Origin of the sequence: Pseudomonas sp. BO3-4, assembly GCF_034044115.1 — a bacterium.
GTDB lineage: Bacteria > Pseudomonadota > Gammaproteobacteria > Pseudomonadales > Pseudomonadaceae > Aquipseudomonas > Aquipseudomonas alloputida.
The window spans coordinates 639,213-662,500 of record NZ_CP139018.1 but is presented as its reverse complement, the minus strand read 5'-3'; the positions used below and the strand labels follow the sequence as shown (position 1 = coordinate 662,500).

Sequence of the window (23,288 nt, the reverse complement as noted above, 5' to 3'; positions counted from 1 at the left end):
GATCGAGCGCCGCCCGCGCGGCGCTTCGCGGGTAAACCCGCTCCTACGTTTGTTTCGGGCCAATTATGCCTGTGGGATTCGCACGCGAACGCCTTGGTGCCTGTCTCGATATCGCGTCGTACCAACAAGGCGGTCGCGCGCGCCAGGCACAGGAGGGACTGGCCCGAAACAAACGTAGGAGCGGGTTTACCCGCGAAGCGCCGCGCGGGCGGCGCTCGGTCTCATAGGCGGTGAATGTCTCAAGCCGGACGCGGGCGGCGCTCGATCTCATAGGCGCTGAATGTCTCAAGCCGGACGCGCGCGGCGCTCGATCTCACAGGCGCTGCAGGGGTTATGGCAGACACATCTCACCGCCAAAACCACCTCAAGACATACCCACCACACCTCCCCCTACAACAGCAACAACCAACCCCCAAAAACAAAGCGGGGAGGCCTGCCGGCCTCCCCGCTTCATCTACTTCCCTTAAAGGCTAGGGAATGCAAACTGCGACGCTTCATGACTGGCCCGCTGCGGCCAACGCTGGGTAATTGCCTTGCGACGGGTATAGAAGCGCACACCATCCGGGCCATAGGCATGCAGATCACCAAACAGCGAACGCTTCCAGCCACCAAAGCTGTGGTAGGCCACCGGCACCGGCAGCGGTACGTTCACACCCACCATACCCACTTCGATCTCGTCACAGAACAGACGGGCCGCTTCACCGTCACGCGTAAAGATGCAGGTGCCGTTGCCATACTCGTGATCGTTGATCAGCTGCATGGCCTGCTCCAGGCTATTCACACGGACCACGCACAGCACCGGGCCAAAGATCTCCTCTTTATAGATGCGCATCTCAGGGGTCACCTTGTCGAACAGGGTGCCACCCACAAAGTAGCCATCTTCATTACCCGCCACTCGGAAACCACGACCATCCACCACCAGCTTGGCGCCAGCAGCAACACCGTCATCGATGTAACCCACGACCTTGTCACGCGCTGCCGCAGTCACCAGCGGGCCCATGTCCAGGCCGCACGAGGTGCCGGCACCAATCTTCAGCGCCTTGATCTGTGGCTCCAGCTTGGCAATCAGGGCATCGGCCACTTGGTCGCCTACGCACACGGCGACCGAAATGGCCATGCAACGCTCGCCACACGAACCGTAAGCCGCGCCCATCAGTGCACTGACTGCGTTGTCCAGGTCGGCATCCGGCATCAGCACCGCGTGGTTCTTCGCGCCACCCAGGGCTTGTACACGCTTGCCACGCTTGGTGCCTTCGGCATAGATGTACTCGGCGATCGGGGTCGAGCCCACGAAGCTCAGTGCTTTGACTTCCGGCGCTTCGATCAGCGCATCCACCGCTTCCTTGTCACCGTGCACGACGTTGAGGATGCCCTTCGGCAGGCCGGCTTCCAGCAACAACTGGGCAATGAACAGGGTCGAGCTCGGGTCACGCTCGGAAGGCTTGAGGATGAATGCGTTGCCGCAGGCGATGGCCAGCGGGTACATCCACAGCGGCACCATGGCCGGGAAGTTGAATGGGGTGATACCGGCAACCACGCCCAGCGGCTGGAAGTCGGACCAGGCGTCGATGTTCGGACCGACGTTGCGGCTGTACTCACCCTTCAGCACTTCAGGGGCTGCACACGCGAACTCGACGTTCTCGATACCACGCTTCAGTTCACCGGCGGCGTCTTCCAGGGTCTTGCCGTGCTCTTCGCTGATCATCTGCGAAATCTTGGCTTCGTTCTGCTCCAGCAGTTGCTTGAAGCGGAACATCACCTGGGCGCGCTTGGCCGGAGGGGTGTTGCGCCAGGCCGGGAAGGCTGCCTTGGCCGAGTCGATCGCTTCCTGCACGGTTGCGCGGCTGGCCAGTTCGACCTTGCGAACGGCCTGGCCAGTGGACGGGTTGAAGACATCGGCGGTGCGCTCACCCTTGGTAACCAGTTCGCCGTGAATCAGGTGCTGAACAATGCTCATGCAAAACTCCAGATAAACAAAGGAGAGCCAGGCGCGCGCTGCGGGCATGCGCCTGGCATCAAAATCGGAAAGATCAGTCGATCAGGTTCAGGGTTTCGCCTACAGCATCGAACAGGCGGTCCAGTTCCTGCGGCTTGGTATTGAAGGTTGGGCCGAACTGCAGGGTGTCGCCACCAAAGCGTACATAGAAGCCGGCTTTCCACAGCTTCATGGCCGCTTCGTATGGGCGAACGATGGCATCACCGTCACGGGCGGCGATCTGGATGGCTCCGGCCAGGCCGTAGTTACGGATATCGACGATATTCTTGGTGCCCTTCACGCCGTGCAGCAGCTTCTCGAAATGCGGCGCCAGTTCAGCCGCGGACTGCACCAGGTTTTCCTTCTGCAGCAGGTCCAGCGCGGCGAGACCGGCGGCACAGGCTACCGGGTGCGCCGAGTAGGTGTAGCCGTGTGGGAATTCCACGGCGTATTCCGGGGTCGGCTGATTCATGAAGGTCTGGTAGATCTCGCTGCTGGCAATCACTGCGCCCATCGGGATGGCGCCGTTGGTCACCTGCTTGGCGATGCACATCAGGTCCGGGGTAACGCCGAAGGCTTCCGAGCCGGTCATCGCGCCCATGCGGCCGAAGCCTGTGATCACTTCGTCGAAGATCAGCAGAATGTTGTGCTGGGTGCAGATTTCACGCAGACGCTTCAGGTAACCCTTCGGCGGCGGCAGCACACCGGCCGAACCGGCCAGCGGCTCGACGATGACTGCTGCGATGTTGGAGGCATCGTGCAGCTCGATCAGCTTGAGCATTTCGTCAGCCAGCGCGATACCGCCCTCTTCCGGCATGCCTTTGGAGAAGGCGTTCACTGGCAACACGGTGTGAGGCAGGTGGTCGACATCCAGCAGCTGACCAAACATCTTGCGGTTACCGTTGACGCCACCCAGGCTGGTACCGGCGATGTTCACGCCATGGTAACCACGGGCACGGCCGATGATCTTGGTCTTGGTTGCCTGGCCTTTCAGGCGCCAGTAGGCACGCACCATCTTCAGCGCGGTATCGGCGCACTCGGAACCGGAGTTGGTATAGAAGACGTGATTCAGATTGCCCGGAACCAGCTCGGCGATCTTTTCCGCCAGCTGGAACGACAGCGGGTGGCCGAACTGGAACGCTGGGGAGTAGTCCAGCGTACTTAGTTGGCGGGTCACCGCGTCAGCGATTTCCTTGCGAGTGTGCCCTGCGCCGCAGGTCCACAGGCCAGACAGGGCGTCGAAGATCTTGCGCCCGTGGTCATCGACCAGGTAGTTGCCTTCGGCCGCCACGATCAGGCGTGGGTCGCGCTGGAAGTTGCGGTTGGCGGTATAGGGCATCCAGTGGGCGTCCAGCTTGAGCTGGCTGGCGATACCCGTGGGGGCGGTTTCGGGCATGTTCATCGGCGGTTCCTCGGAAGACGATTAGGCAACGATGGATGTTGTTGCAGCTAAGTTGGCACGGCGATAGAGTCTGAAAAAGCCTACATTTCTAACCTTCAGGCAGGCCGAGACTAAACTGATGAGCCGAAGACCCGATCCACTCGCCCAAGTCAGCGATTTCGACATCCGCCTGCTGAAGATCTATCGCAGCGTCGTCGAGTGCGGTGGCTTCTCCGCTGCCGAAAACGTACTGGGCATTGGTCGCTCGGCCATCAGCCAGCAGATGAACGACCTCGAACAACGCCTCGGCCTGCGCCTGTGTCAGCGCGGCCGCGCCGGTTTCTCGCTGACGGAGGAAGGCCGCGAGGTCTACCATTCAGCCCTGCAACTGCTCAGCGCGCTGGAAACCTTCCGCACCGAGGTCAATGGCCTGCACCAGCATTTGCGCGGCGAGCTGAACATCGGCCTGACCGACAACCTGGTGACCCTGCCGCACATGCGTATCACCCATGCCCTGGCGGAACTCAAGGACCGCGGCCCTGATGTACGCATCCAGATCCGTATGATCGCCCCCAGCCAGGTCGAGCACGGCGTGCTCGACGGCAGCCTGCACGTTGGCGTCGTCCCACAGACCAGCCCGCTATCGGGGCTTGAGTACCAACCGCTGTACAGCGAACGCTCGCTGCTGTACTGCGCAGTCGGCCACCCGCTGTTCTACGCCGACGACCAGCAGATAGACGACGAACGCCTCAACAGCCAGGAAGCCATCACCCCCACCTTCCGCCTGCCGGCCGACATCCAGGCGCACTACCAGGCGCTGAATTGCACAGCCAGTGCTTCTGACCGCGAGGGCATGGCGTTTCTCATCCTCACCGGGCGTTATATTGGCTATCTGCCCGACCACTACGCCATGTTCTGGGTACAGCAAGGCCGTTTGCGTGCGCTCAAGCCCAAGGAGCGCTTTTATGACCTGAGCCTGAGCTGGGTTACCCGCAAAGGCCGGCGCCCCAACCTGGTGTTGGAAAGCTTCCTCGAAAGCCTGGCTGCGACACGTTGATGCCAGTCTGTGCCGCAAACGCTTGTCACTTCGGCACAGGCAGGTAATCTTGTCCCACAGCCGCAGCCACTGCCCCGTACGGAATCGTCCATGACCCTAGAAGTCCCTGCGCATCGCCTCTCCGCCTCGGGCAAGCCCGCGGGCCGTATCCGCCAGAAGAACGAACAGGCCATTATCCAGGCCGCCGAAGATGAGTTCGCCCGCCATGGTTTCAAGGGCACCAGCATGAACACCATCGCCCTCAAGGCGGGGTTGCCCAAGGCTAACCTGCATTACTACTTCACCAACAAGCTGGGCCTGTACATCGCCGTGCTCAGCAACATCATCGAGTTGTGGGACAGCACCTTCAACGCCTTGAGCGTCGATGACGACCCCGGTGAAGCCCTGAGCCAGTACATCCGCACCAAAATGGAGTTCTCCCGGCGCAACCCGCAAGCTTCGCGCATTTTCGCCATGGAAGTGATCAGCGGTGGCACCTGCCTGACCGAATACTTCAGTGCCGATTACCGCGAATGGTTCCGCGGCCGTGCTGCGGTATTCCAGGCCTGGATCGAAGCAGGCAAAATGGACCCGGTCGACCCGGTGCACCTGATCTTCCTGCTCTGGGGCAGCACCCAGCACTATGCCGACTTCGCCACCCAGATCTGCCAGGTGACTGGCCGCAGCCGCCTGACCAAGCAGGACATGGAAGACGCGAGCAACAACCTTATCCACATCATTTTGAAGGGCTGCGGCATCAAGCCGGCTGCCTGACTGTCCTTTATGCCTTCTACCCTGCTCGACCTCTGCGAATACCGCGAGGAAATCCGCAAAAGCCGCTTCATCACCCTCGCCGGGCCGATCAGCAGCGCCGCCGAAGCGATGAGTTTCATCGAACGCCACAGCGACCTGGCCGCTACCCACAACTGCTGGGCCTGGAAACTCGGCGCGCAGTACCGCAGCAGTGACGACGGCGAACCCGGCGGCACTGCAGGGCGGCCGATACTGGCGGCCATTGAAGCGCAGGACTGCGACCAGGTGGTGGTGCTGGTGATCCGTTGGTACGGCGGCATCCAGCTGGGTACCGGCGGCCTGGCCAGGGCCTATGGCGGCGGCGCCAACAAGTGCCTGCAACAGGCGCCCAAGCGCCTACTGGTGCAGCGCAGCCATTTCAGCTGCAGTTGCAGTTTCAGCGAGCTGGCGCTGGTGAAGCTGCGTTTGGCCGAGGTTGACGGCCTGGTCCTGGACGAACAGTTCACCGCCAATGGTGTGGACCTGGTGATTGCCCTCGGTGACGCCCACCTGGCGCCATTGCAACAGCAACTGGCGGACCTGAGCCGCGGGCGTATTTTGCTCGAAGCACGCTGAACATTGCCCACAACAACTGTGGGCCTGCCTGTGGATAAGCTTGGGGCACTCTCTTGCAGGCTAGTGATTTCGAGGCACCCAGAGCTTTGATCATATTTTGATCACTATTTGATGACAGTCGTAAACTGCTGAATGTGCGCGACTTATCCCCAGCGAACCGCCCATCCAAGCCGCGCCCCGCTTGCTCACCTTGCACACAATAACTGTGGACCAGCTTGTGGATAACCCGTGCGCCAACAGGCGAAGCGCCCGGCCCCGCAAGGCCCAGACAAAACTGACCATTTTTTAACCAGACGCAAACCAGGCACGCGTATTCGCCGTGACGTATGCTCAATTCCTTTCTCCTACACCGATAAAGGAATGTTCCTATGGCCAATTCAAGAACTGCCCTCATCATCGGCGCCTCGCGCGGGCTTGGCCTGGGCTTGGTACAACGCCTGCACGAAGACGGTTGGCACATCACTGCCACCGTCCGGAACCCGCAGCAGCCCGGCGCCCTGGCGAACGTGCCCGGCGTGCATATCGAGCAGCTGGAAATGAACGACACCGTTCAGCTCGACAGCCTGAGGCAACGCCTGCAAGGCCAGGTGTTCGACCTGATATTCGTCAACGCCGGGGTCATGGGCCCCCTGCCGCAAGACCTGGAGGCAGTCCACAACAGCGACATTGGCGATCTGTTCATGACCAACGCTGTGGCGCCGATACGCGTGGCTCGCCGCCTGGTGGGTCAAATACGCGAAGGCAGTGGTGTGCTGGCTTTCATGAGCTCGATCCTGGGAAGCGTCACCATCCCAGACGGTGGCGAAATCTGCCTGTACAAGGCCAGCAAGGCGGCACTGAACTCGATGATCAACAGCTTCTTCGTTGAGCAGCAGCGCCCGGACCTGTGCGTGCTGGCCATGCACCCGGGCTGGGTGAAAACTGACATGGGTGGCGAAAACGCCGAAATCGATGTGCTCACCAGCACCCGCGGCATGATCGAACAGATCAAGGCCCAAAGCGGCAAGGGCGGCCTGCGTTTCATCAACTACAAGGGCGAACCCTTGGTCTGGTGATTCACCAGGTCGCAGCCCGGCTGGGCGCATTGCCCAGCCAGCCCCTGTAGAATGGCCGCAACCGTACCTGATTGAGATGACCACTATGTATGACTGGTTGAACGCCCTGCCCAAGGCCGAACTGCACCTGCACCTGGAAGGCTCACTGGAGCCCGAGTTGCTGTTCGCCCTGGCCGAGCGCAACAAGATCGCCTTGCCCTGGGCCGATGTGGAGACCTTGCGCGGTGCCTATGCCTTCAACAACCTGCAGGAGTTCCTCGACCTGTATTACCAGGGCGCAGATGTGCTGCGCACCGAGCAGGACTTCTACGACCTGACCTGGGCCTACCTGCAACGCTGCAAGGCCCAGAACGTGATCCACACCGAACCCTTCTTCGACCCGCAGACCCACACCGACCGCGGCATTGCTTTCGAAGTGGTGCTCAACGGCATCAGCCAGGCGCTCAAGGATGGCCGCGAACAACTGGGCATCAGCAGCGGCCTGATCCTCAGCTTCCTGCGCCACCTCAGCGAGGATGAAGCGCACAAGACCCTCGATCAGGCCTTGCCGTTCCGCGATGCGTTCATTGCCGTAGGCCTGGACAGCTCGGAGATGGGCCACCCGCCAAGCAAGTTCCAGCGGGTGTTCGACCGCGCCCGTAGCGAAGGCTTCGTCTCGGTTGCCCATGCTGGCGAAGAAGGCCCGCCCGAGTACATCTGGGAAGCCCTCGACCTGCTGAAGATCAAACGTATCGACCATGGCGTGCGCGCCATCGAGGACGAGCGCCTGATGCAGCGCATCATCGACGAGCAGATCCCGCTCACGGTGTGCCCGCTCTCCAACACCAAGCTCTGCGTGTTCGACCACATGAGCCAGCACAACATCCTCGACATGCTCGAGCGTGGTGTGAAAGTCACGGTCAACTCGGACGACCCGGCCTACTTCGGTGGCTACGTCACGGAGAACTTCCACGCTCTGCATACCCACTTGGGCATGACCGAAGACCAGGCTCGTCGCCTGGCGCAGAACAGCCTGGACGCACGGTTGGTTTGAGTAGCATGACGACGTTGCGCTCAACCGACCTGCAACGTCGCCACGCGGGCTATGCGATTGATCTGCTGGATACCCAGCGCCGAAATATGCAGTGCCCGCGAGTCCTCTATCTCGCGCATCCAGCCAGATTGCAGGAACAACCTGAACAAGGCCTGACCCAGTACGCCCCCCAGATGCGGGCCTTGGTCATTCCATTCGGTGCAGCGGCAGATCACGCAACCTCGTTGCTGGTGGGGCGCCAGGGCATCGATGTACACCCCGACCAAGGCCAACTGCGCCCGCCCCTCGTCACTGACCCTCAAGTGCCGTCCGCTGCCTTCCAACCAGCCAGCCACCACCATGCGATGGTACAGCTCACTGGCCAACTCCCCACCCAGGTGATCGCCACAACGGCGCGCCCGGCGCATCGACAGCGGCAGCGACGATACCGGCGCTTCGGCACGCTCTCCCCTGGCGCTTTCCAGCTGTACGCTGGCCAAGGCCTCTACCGCCGCTCCGACCTGCGGGGTAGCCAGGCAGAAGTAACGTTTGCGGCCCCTGGCTTCATGCCTGAGCAAACCGGCCGACGACAGCAGCGAAAGGTGCGCGCAGGCTGACGATGAAGTCAGGCCAGTCATTATCGCGAGCTCATTGGCCAACCGTGGTGTGCCATCGATCAATGCCCACAACATGGCACTGCGCTTGGGGTCGGCCATCAGGCTGGCGATCTGGCTGATACTGCTGGCTGCGTTCATGTCCTTGTAACTCCCTGCAAGTTCACTGTGGGGATGCGATGGCCAACCCTGCCAGGGAAGCGCCTCTCGCTGGCACTGGCCTGGCTCGCCAGTATAAGCCGCAGAAAACGCCGGTTCAGACGGCCAGGTGCCATCGTACTCATGACGAAAAACCACTGGGTATGCCTACCCATGGCAAGCAGCGAGGCGGCTTCGAAAACGCCCCGGCACCCAGTCAATCAAGGCACCGGTACGCCCACACAAACGCGCTGAAACATCTTGATGAAAACAAACTTGCAGCCATTTCAGATGTGGCCCACAGCAACCTTCCACAAATAGTGCGAAACAAAGCGAAGGTTCTGCGGGTTTGCAGGCATTGAGCCCAAAGTAGGAGACACCGCCAGGAAAATGCACACACTTACCGTCAGTCAGGACGCTGAAGCCGTGTCATGGCAGGCTGGCGGGCCAGCGCTACACTTGAGCGGCTCCCCTTCCTGGAGGTATGCAGCGATGAAAATTATCGTAAGTGCGTCGAGCCGAAACCCCGCCTGCCCTTGGCAAGTCCAGCTCGATCAGCATGTGGTCAGTTTCCGCAGCGAGGCTGAGGCGCGTGCCTTCGTCGCCACGCTGGAAACCCGGCTGCAGGCACCTCACCCGCTCATGCGGGAGCCTTGGCCTGCAAACGCCGGGTCAACAGCGCAACACTGACCACCAGCGCCCCGCACAGGCTGATCACGATTGCCATGGGCACCGCACTGCCATCATGCAGCAGCCCGACCAGCGCCGCAGCACCCGCAGCTACGCTGAACTGCACACAGCCCATCAGTGCCGAGGCGCTGCCGGCACGCGCGCCCTGTCCACTCATGGCGCAGGCCGAAGCATTGGGAATGATGCAACCAAGGCTGGCGATACAGATGAACAGCGGCACCAGTAGCGGCCACAGTTGCGCAGGGCGCAACGCCGCCACGCCCAGCAACACCAGGCCCGCAACCAGATACAGCCACACCGCACGGCCCAGCAGGAAGGCCGGCCCGCGTTTGGCCAGCAGGCGGGCGTTCACCTGCGCCACCAGAATAAAACCTGCGGCGTTGGTGCCGAACAGCCAGCCGTAGTGCTCAGCGGGCACGCCATACAGTTTGATGAACACGAAAGGTGAACCGGCGATATAGGCAAACATGCCGGCAATGGCGATACCGCCGGTCAGGGCATGGCCGAGGAAAACCCGGTCAGCCAGCAGCCGCAGGTACTGGCGCAAGGCGCCAGACAGCGGTTGCCGGGGTATATGCTCGGGCAGGCTTTCCGGCAGGCCCAGGCTTACCGCCAGCAGGCAGCCGGCACTGAACAGGCTCAGCGCAAGGAAGATCGACTGCCAGCCGGCCAGGTTCACCAGCACCCCACCCAGCATCGGTGCCAGGATCGGCGCCAAGCCCATGACCAGCATCAGTTGCGAAAACACTTTGGCTGAAGCTACCGGGTCGCACTTGTCGCTGACGATGGCCCGCGAAAGCACCATGCCGGCACAACCACCCAGTGCCTGGATGAAACGCGCCACCACCAAGGTATCGAGGTTGGGGGCGTAGGCACAGGCCAGTGATGCCAAGGTGAACAGCGTAACGCCGAACATCAGCGGTTTGCGTCGGCCAAAGCGGTCGGCAACCGGCCCATAGGCCAACTGCCCGATAGACAGGCCCAGGAAGTAGGCGGCCAACGTGGCCTGGACGTGTTTTTCATCGGTGGCGAACGCTTGCGCCATGGCCGGGAAGGCTGGCAGGTAAAAGTCGATCGCCAAGGGCCCGAACGCACTGAGTGCGCCCAGGATGAGCACCATTCGCAGGTTCATCAGGAATCCATAGCAGGCTAAGCAAGTGACTGATTCTACCTGCTGTGGACCCTGTCAATGTGAAAACATTTGCAACACTGTTACCCCCGGTGGGAGCAATCAGGTCTTCAGGCGATTTCGGCCTGATACCCCTCATCGCGAATCGCAGTGAGAATCTGCTCCTGCGCCAACTCGCTCTGCACACGCACCTGTTTACCTGCCAGATCAACTTCCACCCTGGCTGCCGCATCCTGCTCCTGCACCGCGCGGGTCACGGCTTTCACGCAATGGCCGCAGGTCATGCCTTGTACATTGAACACTTGCATGGGGGTTACCTCCTTCAGGTTTTTCACAAGTCTCAAGCTTGCCATGAGGGCAAGGTCAAGCCCTGCCTGCAACGCCCGGGGTGGAAATCCGCGTCCGCGTCGGCCAAGCTGCGCCTTTGACGATCAGGCAAGCAGGAGATTTTTCATGTTCAGGGCAGCATTGGGCGTCGTCGGGCTCTTGGGCGCGCTGGCTGTGGTGCCACCGGCATTCGCCGAGGGCAACTCGGCCTACAGCGTACTGATCATTTCCCGGGAGCGCCTGGAAGTGGCCACCAGTTGCGAAATCGGCGTGTACCTCAACGACCAGCTTTCCGGGCGCGTTTTCCAGGAGCAGTCCACCTCGTTCAACCTGCCGCCTGGCCCGGTGGATGTGCGCCTGCGCCTGCTGCCTGGGCAAATGCCGGGTTGCGCCGCAGGTATAGAGGACCAGCGCAGCACGCGTTTGAATCTGCAGGCGGGCCAGATCAACAAATACCGCATCGCCATGGGGCAATATGGGCTGGAGTTGAAACGAGCCGACCTGGGCTATTGACCTTGCCTGCGTGGCAAGGTTGATGCTGGAGGCCTGTCCAAGGAGGAGAGCCATGCCCGCATCCACCACATACGACCTGCCGATCTCCGGCATGACCTGCGCCAGCTGTGCTGGCCGGGTCGAGCGCGCCCTGCGCAAGGTCACCGGCGCTGAACAGGTCAGCGTAAACCTCACCACTGAAAAAGCCCGGGTTGTAGCCCCGCCTGCCAGCCTGCCAGCCTTGGTCGAAGCCGTGCGCGAGGCCGGTTACGGGGTACCAACCCGCACCCTCGAACTGCAGATAGGCGGCATGACCTGCGCCAGTTGTGTCGGCCGAGTAGAGCGCGCCCTGGGCAAATTGGCCGGGGTCGAGCGGGTCAGCGTCAACTTGGCCAGCGAACGCGCGCACCTCGAAGTGCTTGCGGCCCTTGATGACAACCTGCTGATCGACGCTGTGCAAAAGGCAGGCTACAGCGCCAGCCTGCCGCAATCGACCAAGGACGACCAAAGCGCTGTCCAGCGCCGCCTGCGCAACGAGCGCCTGGCAGTCGGTGCAGCCTTGCTGTTGGCCCTGCCGCTGGTATTACCCATGCTGGTACAACCGTTCGGCTTGCACTGGATGCTACCCGCCTGGGCGCAGTTTCTGCTGGCCACACCCGTGCAGTTCATTCTCGGTGCCCGCTTCTACATTGCAGCCTGGAAGGCCGTGCGCGCCGGTGCCGGCAACATGGACCTGCTGGTGGCCCTGGGCACCAGCGCTGGCTATGGCCTGAGCCTGTACCAATGGGCACAGGCTCCCGCCGGTATGGCCCCGCACCTGTACTTCGAAGCCTCAGCCGTGGTGATTGCCCTGGTATTGCTGGGCAAGTACCTGGAAAGCCGCGCCAAACGCCAGACCGCCAGTGCCATCCGAGCCCTCGAAGCCCTGCGCCCGGAACGCGCCCTGCGCGTGGTCGACGGCGTGGAAGAGGACGTGGCCATCGCCCACTTGCGCTTGGGCGACCTGGTACTGGTCAAGCCCGGCGAACGCTTCCCGGTCGACGGCGTGGTCGAAGACGGCAGCAGCCATGCCGATGAGGCCCTGATCAGCGGCGAGAGCTTGCCAGTGCCCAAGCAGCCCGGCGACAGCGTCACCGGTGGCGCCATCAATGGTGAAGGCCGGCTGCTGGTGCGTACCCAGGCGCTGGGCACCGAGACCGTGCTGGCGCGCATCATCCGCCTGGTGGAAGACGCCCAGGCCGCCAAAGCGCCGATCCAGAAGCTGGTCGACCGTGTCAGCCAGGTGTTCGTCCCGGCCGTGCTGGTACTGGCCCTGATCACCCTGATCGGCTGGTGGTTGGCTGGGGCACCGCTGGAAACCGCGCTGATCAACGCCGTCGCCGTGCTGGTCATCGCCTGCCCCTGCGCCCTCGGCCTGGCCACGCCCGCCGCGATCATGGCCGGCACCGGGGTCGCCGCCCGCCACGGCATCCTGATCAAGGATGCCGAAGCTCTGGAGCGTGCCCATGCGGTCAACCGCGTAGTGTTCGACAAAACCGGTACCCTCACCTCCGGCAGCCCGCGGGTGGTTCACAGTCAGGCGCTGGACGGCAACAGTGCCGACCTTCACCGCCTGGCCGGCGCCCTGCAGCGCGGGAGTGAACACCCGCTGGCCAAGGCGGTACTGGTGGCCTGTGCAGAGCAAGGGCTGGACGTGCCAACCGTTGCCGACAGCCAGTCACTGACCGGGCGCGGCATTGCCGGGCGCGTTGAAGGCCGTGAACTGGCGCTGGGCAACCGCCGACTGCTTGACGAAAGCGGTCTGCAGCCCGGCGATTTGGCCGCCCAGGCCCAGGCCTGGGAAGCGGAAGGGCGCACACTGTCGTGGCTGATCGAGCGCGGCGCGCAACCGAGAGTCGTGGGCCTGTTCGCCTTTGGTGACAGCCTCAAGCCTGGCGCCGCGCAGGCCATCGAAACCCTGCACACCCAACACATCAGCAGCCACCTGCTGACCGGTGACAACCGTGGCAGCGCCAAAGTGGTTGCCGAGGCACTGGGCATCGACGATGTGCACGCCGAAGTGCTACCGGCCGACAAGGCCGCGACCGTGGCCGCGCTCAAGCAGGATGGGGTGGTCGCCATGGTTGGCGATGGCATCAACGATGCACCGGCGTTGGCCGCGGCCGACATCGGCATTGCCATGGGTGGCGGTACCGACGTGGCCATGCAGGCCGCCGGCATCACCCTGATGCGTGGCGACCCGCGTCTGGTGCCCGCCGCGCTGGAAATCAGCCGCAAAACCTACGCGAAGATCCGCCAGAACCTGTTCTGGGCCTTCATCTACAACCTGATCGGCATTCCGCTCGCCGCGCTGGGTTACCTCAACCCGGTACTGGCAGGAGCTGCCATGGCCCTGTCCAGTGTCAGCGTCGTCAGCAATGCACTGTGGCTTAAAACGTGGAAACCCACCAGCAGCACCCAGGAGGCGCCATGAATATCGGCCAGGCCGCCCGCCGCAGCGGGCTCAGCACCAAGATGATCCGTTACTACGAGTCCATCGGCCTGCTCAAACCCGCCACTCGCAGCGACAGCGGCTACCGCCTGTACCAGGCGCAAGACTTGCACAACCTGGCCTTCATCAAACGCTCCCGCGACCTGGGCTTTTCCCTCGAAGAGGTCGGCAAGTTGCTGACCTTGTGGCAGGACCGCCAACGTGCCAGCGCCGATGTGAAGGCGCTGGCCATGCACCACATCGATGAACTGAACCGGCGCATCGAGGAGCTGGTGAGCCTGCGCGACACCCTCGGCGAGCTGGTTTCGCACTGCCAGGGTGACGACCGTCCGGACTGCCCGATCCTCAAAGACCTGGCCAATGGCGCTGCGGGCAGCTGCTGTCACTGAGCTGCCACGCGCCTTTGGCATGCCATAAATGTCCAAACACGACCGAATAGTCACCAACCACGACTTTATCCAATAAATACGGGCGTTTTGGCTTCATAAAACCCGGATGCTGCCGATGCAGTTGCTACCTGCCTCGTGTGTCGAAAACAAAAATTCCGGGAGCGTCGATGAGCATCAAACAGAAACTGACCTGGGCATTCGCGGTCATCGCCGGCTTGCCCATCGTTCTCGTGGCCACCCTGGTGGTCATCAACCTGCGCGGCGAAGCCCGCGACGGATTCCTCGACAGCAGCAGCCGGGAAATCCGCCAGGTCAGCAACGCGATGAACATCTTCTTCCAGGGGATCAACCAGAACGTCGAGTACATGGCTTCCCAGCCAATGGTTGCCGCCACGGGCAGCGAGCTGAACAAGTACATGAGCGCAACCCCGTCCTACGAACTGGGCGAGCAGGCCAGCAAAATTCTCGACTTCATGACTCGCCTGGCCAACTCACACCCCGCCTACGCCTACCTGTCCTACGGGGTGAATGACGGCGGCTACACTGGCTGGCCGGCCGGCCAGAAGTTTGTCAATTATGACCCACGCACGCGCCCCTGGTACCAACTTGCCATGGCCAACCCTGGCAAGACGATGCGTACCGGCGCCTACTACTGGGCCGCCGACGATGCGGTGCTGGTCAGCACCGTGCGCACCGTGGCCAACCAGCTGGGCAACCCCGGCGGCGTGGTCAACATCGACGTGTCGCTCAAGGGCCTGACCGAGATCGTCAAGCAGATCAAACTGGGCGAAAGCGGCTACCTGATACTGGTGGAAAGCAACGGCAACGTGATGGTCGACCCGCGCGACGCCACCCACAATTTCAAGCAGCTGGGAAGCTTTGGCGACGGTTATGCCAAGCTGGCCAAAGCCGGCAAAGGCCTGGTCGAGGTCGAACTCGATGGCGTGCACTACATGGCCAACGTCTACCCCGATCAGCAGCTGGGCTGGACCTTCATCGGCCTGATCGAACAAAGCGAAGTGATGCAGACCACCACCCGGCTCACCTGGCTGATCGGTGTCATCGCTGTGGTGTTGGCCGCGCTGTTCGCGGTGGTCGGTGCGGCCTTCGCCAAACTGATCGTGCGCCCGATCAACAGCGTCACCAACGGCCTGGAGGACATTGCCCAAGGTGAGGGTGACCTGACCCGCAACCTGGAAATCCGCGGCCGCGACGAAACCGCGCAACTGGCCAGCTGGTTCAACCAGTTCCTCGGTGCCATTCGCAGCCTGATCCAGCACATCGGTGCTGCCGCCAGCAAGATCCTCAGCACGTCCAGCAGCTCGACCCGCGTCTCCAGCGACATGGCCGAGGCGGCCGGCCGCCAGCGCGAAGCCGTGGATATGGTTTCCACTGCATTCCACGAAATGGTCGCCACCGCCAATGAAGTGGCACGGTCCTGCAGCCAGGCCGCGCAGTCGGCCGACAGCGGCCAGCAGCAGGCCCGCGAAGGGCAGCAACAGATCGATGCAGCGGTACACAGCGTTGATCGCCTGAGCCACGAAATCGAGCAATCGGCCCAGTCGATTCAACAGCTGGAGCGTGACAGCAACGCCATTCAGTCGATCCTCGGCACCATCCGTTCGATTGCCGAACAAACCAACCTGCTGGCCCTGAACGCCGCCATCGAAGCGGCCCGTGCCGGTGAGCAGGGGCGCGGCTTTGCCGTGGTGGCCGACGAAGTGCGGGCGCTGGCCAAGCGTACTGCCGACTCCACCGCTGAAATCGACGGTTTGCTGGGCAACCTGGCCAGCCGTACCGCCGAAGTGGCCGAGCAGATGCACGCCAGCCTGGAAGTGTCGCAGCAGTCGGTCAGCCGCATTGGTCTGGCCCGCGACAGCTTCGGGCAGATCCGTGAGTCGGTGGACGTGATCCGCGACATGAACACCCAGATCGCCACGGCAGCCGAAGAACAGCATCAGGTGGCTGAGGACATCAACCGGCACATCAGCCAGATTCACGGGGATGCGCAGTTGGTGGCCGAGCTGGCCCAGGCGGCGCGCCAGGACTCCGAGAGCCTGGCCGGGCTGTCCAATGAGCTGGATACGCTGGTGCGCAGGTTCCGCACCTGATGATGCATGGCCTGTGCCGGCCCTTTCGCGGATAACCCCGCGAAAGGGCCGGCACAGGAAACCGAAAATCAGAGCTTCAATTCCCCCGGTGTCGCGCCAAACAGCTGCTTGAACGCCGCAATGTAGGCCGAGGTGGAGTCATACCCACACCCCAGCGCCGCCTCGGTCACATTCTCCCCCGCCTCCAGCAACGCCAGCGACGATAACAACCGCATGCGCTGGCGCCAATTACGAAAGCTCAAGCCGGTCTCCCGTTGAAACAGCCGCATCAGCGTCTTCTCCGAACACCCCAGCTCCAACGCCCACTGCTGCAAGGTCTGCGACTGGTCTGGTGCAGCGATCAAGCCATTGCACAGTGCCAGCAAACCAGGGTGGCGGGGCAACGGCAGCGAGAAACCGACTTCTGGCAAGGTGCGCAACTGATCGAGCAGCACTGCCACCAGACGCGCCTCGGCGCTGTCGTCCTCTGGGTAATCTGCCGGGAACAGGCAGAACTGCTTTATCAGCTCGCGCGCCAGCGGCGTGACTTCCAGCACTCGGCATTGTTCCGGCGCCCATGGGCAGGCATCGCGGCGCACATACAGGCTGCGCATCTCGGCTTGCATCGAGGTGACCACTTCATGCTCGGCATCGGCGGGGATCCACACCCCCCACTGCGGTGGGGCAAAGTAACTGCCGTCGCGTGTGTACACGCCGAGTACGCCGCTGATGGCGTAGGAAAACTGTACCCAGTCGTGCTGGTGGCGAGTGGTCCACGAACCGGCGCCAAGGCTTTCGGCACGGGCGTAGAGCGGTCTGGGCAGGTGTTCCAGCGCGGGGATAGCGCGGGGGTGTCCGATGATCGGCATGGTATTTTCTTTTAGTTCTGACCAGACAAGCCTAACAGCTGGATCATGATAGAGGCACTCGCCGCCTCGGCAGTTACCCTGGAGGTGCTTCAGCGCTCGACGATAACGGTCACCCCCTGCCCGCCTGCCGCACAGATCGAAATCAGCCCGCGCCCCTTACCCGCCGTCGCCAACAGCTTGGCCAGGTTGGCCAATATCCGCCCACCGGTTGCCGCAAACGGGTGCCCGGCTGCCAGCGAACTGCCCTTGACATTGAGTTTGCTGCGGTCGATCGCGCCAAGCGGCGCCTCCAGGCCCAACCGCTCACGGCAGTAATCGGCATCCTCCCAGGCCTTGAGCGTGCACAGCACCTGGGCAGCAAAGGCTTCGTGGATTTCGTAGTAGTCAAAGTCCTGCAGCGTCAGGCCATTGCGTGCCAGCAAGCGCGGCACGGCATACACCGGCGCCATCAACAACCCTTCGCGCCCCGTGACAAAATCCACCGCAGCGGTTTCGCCATCGACCAGATAGGCAAGCACCTGCAACCCCTGCTGCTGCGCCCACGCCTCGCTGCCCAACAGCACCAGCGAAGCACCATCGGTCAACGGCGTGGAATTACCCGCCGTCAATGTGCCCTGCCCGCTGCGGTCAAAGGCTGGCTTGAGCCTGGCCAACTGCTCAAGGCTCAGGTCGGGGCGCAGGTTGTTGTCCCGTGCCAGCGAAAGAAACGGCGTCAACAGGTCGTCCTGCCAACCCTCGGCATAGGCAGCGGCCAGCTTCTGGTGGCTAAGCAGCGCCAATTCGTCCTGCTCGGCGCGGCCAACGCGCCAAGTGTGGGCCATGCGCTCGCAATGCTCGCCCATCGACAACCCCGTACGCGGCTCGCTATTGCGTGGTAGCTCGGGTTTCAGGTGATGAGGCCGCAGCTTGAGGAAGGGCTTTAACCGTTCGCCAAGGCTTTTGCCACGGTTGGCCTGCAGCAATATATGGCGCAAGCCTTCGTTGACGGCGATCGGCGCATCGGAGGTGCTGTCGACACCGCCTGCAATACCGCAGTCGATCTGCCCCAGGGCAATCTTGTTGGCCACCAGCAGTGCAGCCTCCAGCCCGGTACCGCAGGCCTGCTGGATGTCATAGGCCGGGGTCTGCGGTGACAGGCGCGAACCCAACACGCACTCGCGGGTCAGGTTCATGTCGCGCGAGTGCTTGAGCACGGCACCGGCCACCACCTCGCCCAACCGCAGCCCGTGCAGGCGATAGCGTTCGATCAAGCCTTCAAGCGCGGCCGTGAGCATCGCCTGGTTGCTGGCCGTAGCGTAGGCGCCATTGGAGCGGGCGAAAGGGATCCGGTTGCCGCCCAGGATCGCGACCCGGCGAGTTGAACGCATGCGCGTGTTCCTCCTGAAACAATTTGTTCGGTACAGCCTAGGTGTTTTTACCGCATTCGAACGACCCTGCCGCAAAGTTGGTCCACACTTTCAAGCTTGCCTTTCGGGAGACCCCTCATGAGCGATCGCTACCTCGGTTTTGCCAACTCCAATCTCGGCCGCCGCCTCGTGGATGCCCTTGGCCTGCCACGCCCGGCGCCACTGGAGCGCTGGCAGGCTGGCCGCCTGCGGCCGGTGGAAGGTGCCCTGGTACTGGGTGGCGGGCCACTGGCGACGCAGGTCGAAGCCATCGCCCCGCGCCTCACTGACGAGGTATACAGCTTCAATGCCGACAACCTGCAGGCTGAAGCCTGGGTGGCCGGCCTGGGGCCGAAAATCAAGGCCGTGGTATTCGATGCCAGTCACTTGTCCGACAGCGATGCACTGAAGCAGTTGCGTGAATTTTTCCAGCCGCTGCTACGCAGCCTGGCCCCATGCGCCCATGTCCTGGTGCTGGGCCGTGCACCGGAAAGCCTCGACGACCCACTGGCCAGCGTTGCACAGCGTGCCCTTGAGGGCTTCAGCCGCTCACTGGCCAAGGAACTGCGCAACGGCGCCACTGCCCAGCTGTTGTATGTCACCCCCGGTGCCGAAGATCAGCTGGAAGGCGCCCTGCGCTTCTTCCTCTCGCCGAAGAGTGCCTTCATCTCTGGCCAGGTACTGCGCCTGCAAGCCTGCACCGGCCAGGTGGAGGACTGGACCCGCCCACTCGGCGGCCGCCGTGCGCTGGTCACGGGGGCTGCGCGCGGTATCGGCGCCGCCATTGCGGAAACCTTGGCACGGGACGGCGCCGATGTACTGCTGCTGGATGTACCGCAGGCCAGCCAGGACCTCGACGCCCTCGCTGCACGCCTCGGCGGCAAGGCACTGCCACTGGATATATGCGCTAGCGATGCGGCAACGCAACTGCTCGCGGCCCTGCCCGACGGCATCGATATCGTGGTGCACAACGCCGGTATCACCCGCGACAAGACACTGGCCAACATGACGCCGGAATACTGGGACGCCGTGCTGGCCGTGAACCTCAAGGCACCGCAAGTGCTCACCCAGGCGTTGTATGACAACGGCGCGCTGGGGGAAAACGCGCGCATCACCCTGCTGGCCTCGGTCAGCGGCATTGCCGGCAACCGCGGGCAGGCCAACTATGCCGCGAGCAAGGCCGGGCTGATCGGCCTGGCCCAGGCCTGGGCGCCACGGCTTGCCGAGCGCGGTGGCAGCATCAACGCCATCGCCCCCGGTTTCATCGAAACCCACATGACTGCAGCCATGCCCATGGGCCTGCGCGAGGCGGGCCGGCGCTTGAGTTCGCTGGGCCAGGGTGGGCGCCCGCAGGATGTCGCCGAAGCCATTGCGTGGCTCAGCCAGCCAGGCTCCGGGTCGGTTAACGGCCAGGTGCTGCGGGTGTGCGGCCAGGCACTGATGGGGGCTTGAACATGAGCCGACAATGGCACGACCTGCACAACCCGGCCGCCCGCGCCAGCCTGTACCTGCGCGCAGCCAGCAAACGCTCCATCAGCGGCGACCGGCTGCCGGACGATGGCCTGCGCTGTTTCATGCGGGTCCAACCGGGCAATCTGGGTGCCTATCGAAGGCTTTGCCACTTTCCCGATGATGGCCGCCTGCCGGGGACCTATCCTCATGTGATGGCGTTTGCCCTGCAATTGCAGCTGATGACAGCCGATGATTTCCCCTTCCCGCTGCTGGGTCTGGTACACCTGCACAACCGCATCGAAGTGCTGCGCCCCCTGGGTGGTGTCGAAGGGCTGCGTTTTGCGGTGTACGCGCACAACCTGCAGCGCCATGCCAAAGGTGGCACCTTCGACCTGGTCACCGAGGCTGAAGATGGCATCGGCCTGCTCTGGCGCGAGACCAGCCGCATGTTGGTGCGTGGCTTGACCCTGGAAGGCGAGGCAAGTGAGCCCGCCGACACGGCGCCTGATTCATTGCCCGAGGCCACCCGCTGGTATGCCGACAGTGATATCGGCCGGCGATATGCCAGGGTGTGCGGGGATTACAACCCTATCCACCTCAGTGCTGTCAGTGCGCGGTTATTTGGCTTTCCAACGGCCATTGCCCATGGCATGTGGACCAAGGCCATGGCCTTGGCCGCGCTGCGCGGGCACTTGCCGCACAGTGGCTTTGCCTTTGAGGTGGACTTCCGCAAGCCGGTCAGGTTGCCTTCAGAGGTGGTGCTCAGTGCCAGTGAAGCGGGCCCTTCGGGCCAACTGCGCCTGGACGGGCACGGGGACGTGCTGCATATGGTCGGCCGTTGGGAGTGCCTGTAGGGCCGGGCCTGTCCTGGCGGTATACGCTTGCTTTGCATCGGGCCTGGGCAGAAGCTATGCAGCAATAGGAGACCCCCGATGAACCTGCAAGAACTCACCCAACGCCTGCATCAGATCCGCGATACCAATGACTGGCGCGGCTTCCACAGCCCGAAGAACCTGGCCATGGCCGCCAGCGTCGAAATGGCCGAACTGGTAGAAATCTTCCAGTGGCTGAGCGAGGACGAATCGCGCCAGCTGCCTGCCGACAAACTGGCCCACGCCGGCCAGGAAATCGGTGACGTGGTGCTCTACCTGTTGCTGCTGTGCAGCGAACTGGGTCTGGACATGGACCAAGTGGTGCGTGCCAAGCTGGCCGACAGCGAGAGGCGCTTCGCCCGATGAACGACCGTCATTTCGATGAGCTGGCCACTCGCTTTGCCGAAAAGATCTATGGCGGCGCCAAGGGTGCGATCCGCCTGGCCGTGCTGCAGGCCGACCTGGCCGAAGCGCTACCCGACCGCCCGCTACGCATCCTCGACATCGGCGCCGGATTGGGCCACATGGCCCTGTGGCTGGCCGAGCGCGGCCACCAGCTGACCCTGGCCGAACCCGCGGCGCCCATGCTCGACGGCGCCAGGGCGCGCTTTGCCGAAGCCGGCCAGACCGCGACCTTCATCCAGGCGCCCTGGCAAGACCTGCTCGGTCAGCTGACCGAGCGCTACGACCTGGTGCTCTGCCACGCCGTGCTCGAATGGCTGGCCGAACCCGAGAGCATCCTGCCGGTGCTGCACCAGTTCACGGCCCCCGGCGGTTGGTTATCGCTGGCCTTCTACAACCGCGACGCACTGGTCTATCGCAACCTGCTCAAGGGCCATTTCCGCAAGTTGCGCAGCAACCGGCTGGAAGGTGAAAAGCAGAGCCTGACCCCACAGAAACCGCTTGATCCACGCGAACTCAAGGCGCAACTTGAGCCTATGTGGCAGGTTGAAAGCGAAAGCGGCGTGCGGGTGTTTCACGACTATATGCCCAAGGAATTCCAGAGCAAGGCCGAGCTGCTCGACCTGTTGGAAATGGAACTGGCCCACCGTCGCCACCCCACCTTCGCCGGGCTTGGCCGCTACCTGCACTGGGTTTGCCGCCCCCGCTAATCCGCCGCGCCAGGAGGAACACATGCCGTACCGTCTGTTGTGCCTGGCCCTGCTGCCCATTGCCCTGGCTGGCTGCCAGGGCAGCAACCCTTATGTGGCCAGCAGCCGCCCGTTACCACCAGCCCCTGCCCAGGCGGCCACCACCTTCGACGCCAGTGCATACCCTGCGCCCGCTCGTGATTATGGGCACTACCGCAGCTGGAGCTGGCGCAACGGCCAGTTGCCCAGCGGCGCTGTCGATGCCGACCCGGCGCAACTGGCCGATGCCGTCAGCGGTGCGCTCGACCAGCATGGCCTGCGCCCCGCTCTCACAGGCCCTGGCGACTTGCTGGTGAGCGCCGATATGCGCCTGGAAAAACGCTTGCGCCAAGTGCGTGACTACGACACCTACGACCCCTACTACGGGCCGTATCCCTATGGGGGGGTCGGCTATGGCGGCTACCGCCACGGTTATGGAGGCTATGCCAGCGTGCCCATCGTGCGTACCTACGAGGTCGAAGTCCTGGTGGTGCGCATCGACTTGTACGACGCCCGCAGCGGCCAGCCGGTCTGGAGCGCCAGCGCCGAAAGCAGCAGCAACAAGGACTCGCCCCGCGAACGCGAAAGTGCCTTGCGCGATTCTGTGCACAAGGCACTCAGCGGCTATCCTCCCAGTTAATAGCTAACGGAGAACCATCATGTTGCGCCGTCTCGTTCTACTGTCATTCGCGTTAGTGCTCGCTGCCTGCTCGAGCAATAACGTCCAGCAGGATTTCGATGCCAGCCGCGATTTTGCCGCCTACCGCAGCTGGGCATGGCAGGAGCCAGGCCTGCAGTACCGCCCGGATGACCCGCGGATCAAGAGCGACCTCACCGAGCAGCGCATTCGCCAGGCGGTGGCAGACCAACTCGACCAGCGCGGCCTGCGTCCGGTACAAGGCGGAGCGCGGCCCGACCTGGCAGTACGCACATACCTGATCGTGGAGCAGCGCCAACAACAGATCACCACCAACTACGGCGGTGGCTGGGGTGGCTACTGGGGCGGCTACTGGGGTGGCCCGATGTACAACGAAACCCGCAGTGTCGACTACAAGGTCGCCACCATCCAGGTCGACATGTTCGATGGGCGTGACGGCAAGCTGGTATGGCGCGGCAGTGCCGAGCAGATCATGAACAACTACCCGCCAAGCCCGGAAGAACGTAACAGCGCAATCCGCAACACCGTGGCCAAGGTGCTGGGCAACTACCCACCGGGCAGCAAAAAATAGCGTTGGACCGCGGCTTTGCATGCACCGTGGCCCTGCGGGAGCGGGTTTACCCGCGAAGCAATTGACCCGGTGCATGGCACCGGCTTTGCGGATGTTCGCGGGTGAACGCACGCCTACATAGATGGCGATTCCGAGTACGACTGCGTCACCGACCTGGCCTGTGT

At 63.0% G+C, this 23,288-nt stretch carries 23 protein-coding genes and 1 pseudogene; 17 read left to right on the top strand and 7 right to left on the bottom strand.

All coding sequences use genetic code 11. The features are described from left to right. Window positions 1–463 precede the first annotated feature (463 nt). Together REH59_RS03005 and REH59_RS03000 are read right to left on the bottom strand one after the other, a co-directional pair. Window positions 464–1,957 (bottom strand): CoA-acylating methylmalonate-semialdehyde dehydrogenase, encoded by a 1,494-nt coding sequence (locus tag REH59_RS03005; protein ID WP_014861053.1) that lies wholly within the window; start codon window positions 1,955–1,957, stop codon window positions 464–466. Window positions 1,958–2,030: 73 nt separating this feature from the next. Next, window positions 2,031–3,377: an aspartate aminotransferase family protein gene (locus tag REH59_RS03000; protein WP_004576992.1), complete on the bottom strand. Its 1,347-nt coding sequence runs from the start codon at window positions 3,375–3,377 to the stop codon at window positions 2,031–2,033. 115 nt (window positions 3,378–3,492) lie between these two features. Between REH59_RS03000 and REH59_RS02995 the strand changes: the two genes are divergently transcribed. From REH59_RS02995 to REH59_RS02975, 5 genes are all read left to right on the top strand, one after another. Continuing rightward, window positions 3,493–4,413 carry a LysR family transcriptional regulator gene (locus REH59_RS02995; protein ID WP_029380767.1) on the top strand — a complete coding sequence of 307 codons (921 nt, stop codon included), beginning with the start codon at window positions 3,493–3,495 and terminating at the stop codon, window positions 4,411–4,413. Window positions 4,414–4,503: 90 nt separating this feature from the next. Continuing rightward, entirely contained in the window at window positions 4,504–5,166 is a 663-nt protein-coding gene (locus tag REH59_RS02990) for a TetR/AcrR family transcriptional regulator (protein WP_003255279.1), read from the top strand. A gap of 9 nt (window positions 5,167–5,175) precedes the next feature. Beyond that, entirely contained in the window at window positions 5,176–5,760 is a 585-nt protein-coding gene (locus REH59_RS02985) for an IMPACT family protein (protein ID WP_010951864.1), read from the top strand. Between the two features lie 368 nt (window positions 5,761–6,128). After that, complete coding sequence (locus REH59_RS02980; protein ID WP_014861052.1) at window positions 6,129–6,815, top strand: SDR family oxidoreductase; 687 nt, start codon at window positions 6,129–6,131, stop codon at window positions 6,813–6,815. A gap of 85 nt (window positions 6,816–6,900) precedes the next feature. Then, entirely contained in the window at window positions 6,901–7,848 is a 948-nt protein-coding gene (locus REH59_RS02975; protein ID WP_014861051.1) for an adenosine deaminase, read from the top strand. Window positions 7,849–7,868: 20 nt separating this feature from the next. On the opposite strand, the gene REH59_RS02970 is transcribed toward REH59_RS02975, so the two are convergent. Beyond that, complete coding sequence (locus tag REH59_RS02970) at window positions 7,869–8,582, bottom strand: ArsR/SmtB family transcription factor (RefSeq protein ID WP_004576993.1); 714 nt, start codon at window positions 8,580–8,582, stop codon at window positions 7,869–7,871. Between the two features lie 489 nt (window positions 8,583–9,071). Here REH59_RS02970 and REH59_RS02965 point away from each other — a divergent pair, with 489 nt between their 5' ends. Next, window positions 9,072–9,269, top strand: a complete 198-nt coding sequence (locus REH59_RS02965; protein ID WP_003255284.1) for a hypothetical protein — start codon at window positions 9,072–9,074, stop codon at window positions 9,267–9,269. On the opposite strand, the gene REH59_RS02960 is transcribed toward REH59_RS02965, so the two are convergent. Next, window positions 9,220–10,401, bottom strand: a complete 1,182-nt coding sequence (locus tag REH59_RS02960; protein WP_003255285.1) for a multidrug effflux MFS transporter — start codon at window positions 10,399–10,401, stop codon at window positions 9,220–9,222. The two genes, REH59_RS02965 and REH59_RS02960, sit on opposite strands and share 50 nt — an antisense overlap. Window positions 10,402–10,508: 107 nt before the next feature. Further along, on the bottom strand, window positions 10,509–10,706 hold the full coding sequence (locus tag REH59_RS02955) for a heavy-metal-associated domain-containing protein (RefSeq protein ID WP_003255286.1): 198 nt from the start codon (window positions 10,704–10,706) through the stop codon (window positions 10,509–10,511). Between the two features lie 145 nt (window positions 10,707–10,851). On the opposite strand from REH59_RS02955, the gene REH59_RS02950 reads away from it, so the two are divergent. The 5 genes and pseudogenes from REH59_RS02950 (at window position 10,852) to REH59_RS28700 (ending at window position 16,208) form a co-directional block, all read left to right on the top strand. Continuing rightward, the gene (locus tag REH59_RS02950; RefSeq protein ID WP_003255287.1) at window positions 10,852–11,238 is read left to right on the top strand and encodes a hypothetical protein; all 387 of its coding nucleotides are present in this window, start codon (window positions 10,852–10,854) and stop codon (window positions 11,236–11,238) included. Window positions 11,239–11,290: 52 nt separating this feature from the next. Beyond that, window positions 11,291–13,690, top strand: coding sequence for a heavy metal translocating P-type ATPase (locus tag REH59_RS02945; protein WP_003255288.1), 2,400 nt, complete (start codon window positions 11,291–11,293; stop codon window positions 13,688–13,690). After that, window positions 13,687–14,097 (top strand): Cu(I)-responsive transcriptional regulator, encoded by a 411-nt coding sequence (gene cueR / locus REH59_RS02940; protein WP_004576995.1) that lies wholly within the window; start codon window positions 13,687–13,689, stop codon window positions 14,095–14,097. The genes REH59_RS02945 and cueR overlap by 4 nt, the downstream gene beginning before the upstream one ends. Before the next feature lie 167 nt (window positions 14,098–14,264). Further along, window positions 14,265–15,302: pseudogene (locus REH59_RS28705) on the top strand (cache domain-containing protein); the annotation flags it as partial. Window positions 15,303–15,440: 138 nt separating this feature from the next. Beyond that, window positions 15,441–16,208: a methyl-accepting chemotaxis protein gene (locus tag REH59_RS28700; protein WP_370688781.1), complete on the top strand. Its 768-nt coding sequence runs from the start codon at window positions 15,441–15,443 to the stop codon at window positions 16,206–16,208. 68 nt (window positions 16,209–16,276) lie between these two features. On the opposite strand, the gene REH59_RS02930 is transcribed toward REH59_RS28700, so the two are convergent. Both REH59_RS02930 and REH59_RS02925 read right to left on the bottom strand, forming a co-directional pair. Beyond that, entirely contained in the window at window positions 16,277–17,056 is a 780-nt protein-coding gene (locus REH59_RS02930) for an AraC family transcriptional regulator (RefSeq protein ID WP_014861049.1), read from the bottom strand. An 89-nt stretch (window positions 17,057–17,145) separates the two neighbouring features. Next, window positions 17,146–18,423 (bottom strand): acetyl-CoA C-acetyltransferase, encoded by a 1,278-nt coding sequence (locus REH59_RS02925; RefSeq protein ID WP_014861048.1) that lies wholly within the window; start codon window positions 18,421–18,423, stop codon window positions 17,146–17,148. A 117-nt stretch (window positions 18,424–18,540) separates the two neighbouring features. Here REH59_RS02925 and REH59_RS02920 point away from each other — a divergent pair, with 117 nt between their 5' ends. The 6 genes from REH59_RS02920 (at window position 18,541) to REH59_RS02895 (ending at window position 23,124) form a co-directional block, all read left to right on the top strand. Further along, window positions 18,541–19,893 carry a 3-oxoacyl-ACP reductase gene (locus tag REH59_RS02920; RefSeq protein WP_014861047.1) on the top strand — a complete coding sequence of 451 codons (1,353 nt, stop codon included), beginning with the start codon at window positions 18,541–18,543 and terminating at the stop codon, window positions 19,891–19,893. Between the two features lie 2 nt (window positions 19,894–19,895). Then, window positions 19,896–20,747, top strand: coding sequence for a MaoC family dehydratase (locus tag REH59_RS02915; RefSeq protein WP_047605346.1), 852 nt, complete (start codon window positions 19,896–19,898; stop codon window positions 20,745–20,747). Window positions 20,748–20,825: 78 nt separating this feature from the next. Beyond that, a complete protein-coding gene (locus REH59_RS02910; protein ID WP_003255298.1) occupies window positions 20,826–21,131 on the top strand; it encodes a MazG-like family protein in 306 nt (101 codons plus the stop codon). Next, window positions 21,128–21,877: a methyltransferase domain-containing protein gene (locus REH59_RS02905; protein WP_014861045.1), complete on the top strand. Its 750-nt coding sequence runs from the start codon at window positions 21,128–21,130 to the stop codon at window positions 21,875–21,877. Before REH59_RS02910 ends, REH59_RS02905 begins: the two co-directional genes overlap by 4 nt. A 22-nt stretch (window positions 21,878–21,899) precedes the next feature. After that, window positions 21,900–22,535 (top strand): DUF4136 domain-containing protein, encoded by a 636-nt coding sequence (locus tag REH59_RS02900; protein WP_014861044.1) that lies wholly within the window; start codon window positions 21,900–21,902, stop codon window positions 22,533–22,535. A 19-nt stretch (window positions 22,536–22,554) separates the two neighbouring features. Continuing rightward, window positions 22,555–23,124: a DUF4136 domain-containing protein gene (locus REH59_RS02895; protein ID WP_012051095.1), complete on the top strand. Its 570-nt coding sequence runs from the start codon at window positions 22,555–22,557 to the stop codon at window positions 23,122–23,124. Window positions 23,125–23,288 lie beyond the last annotated feature (164 nt).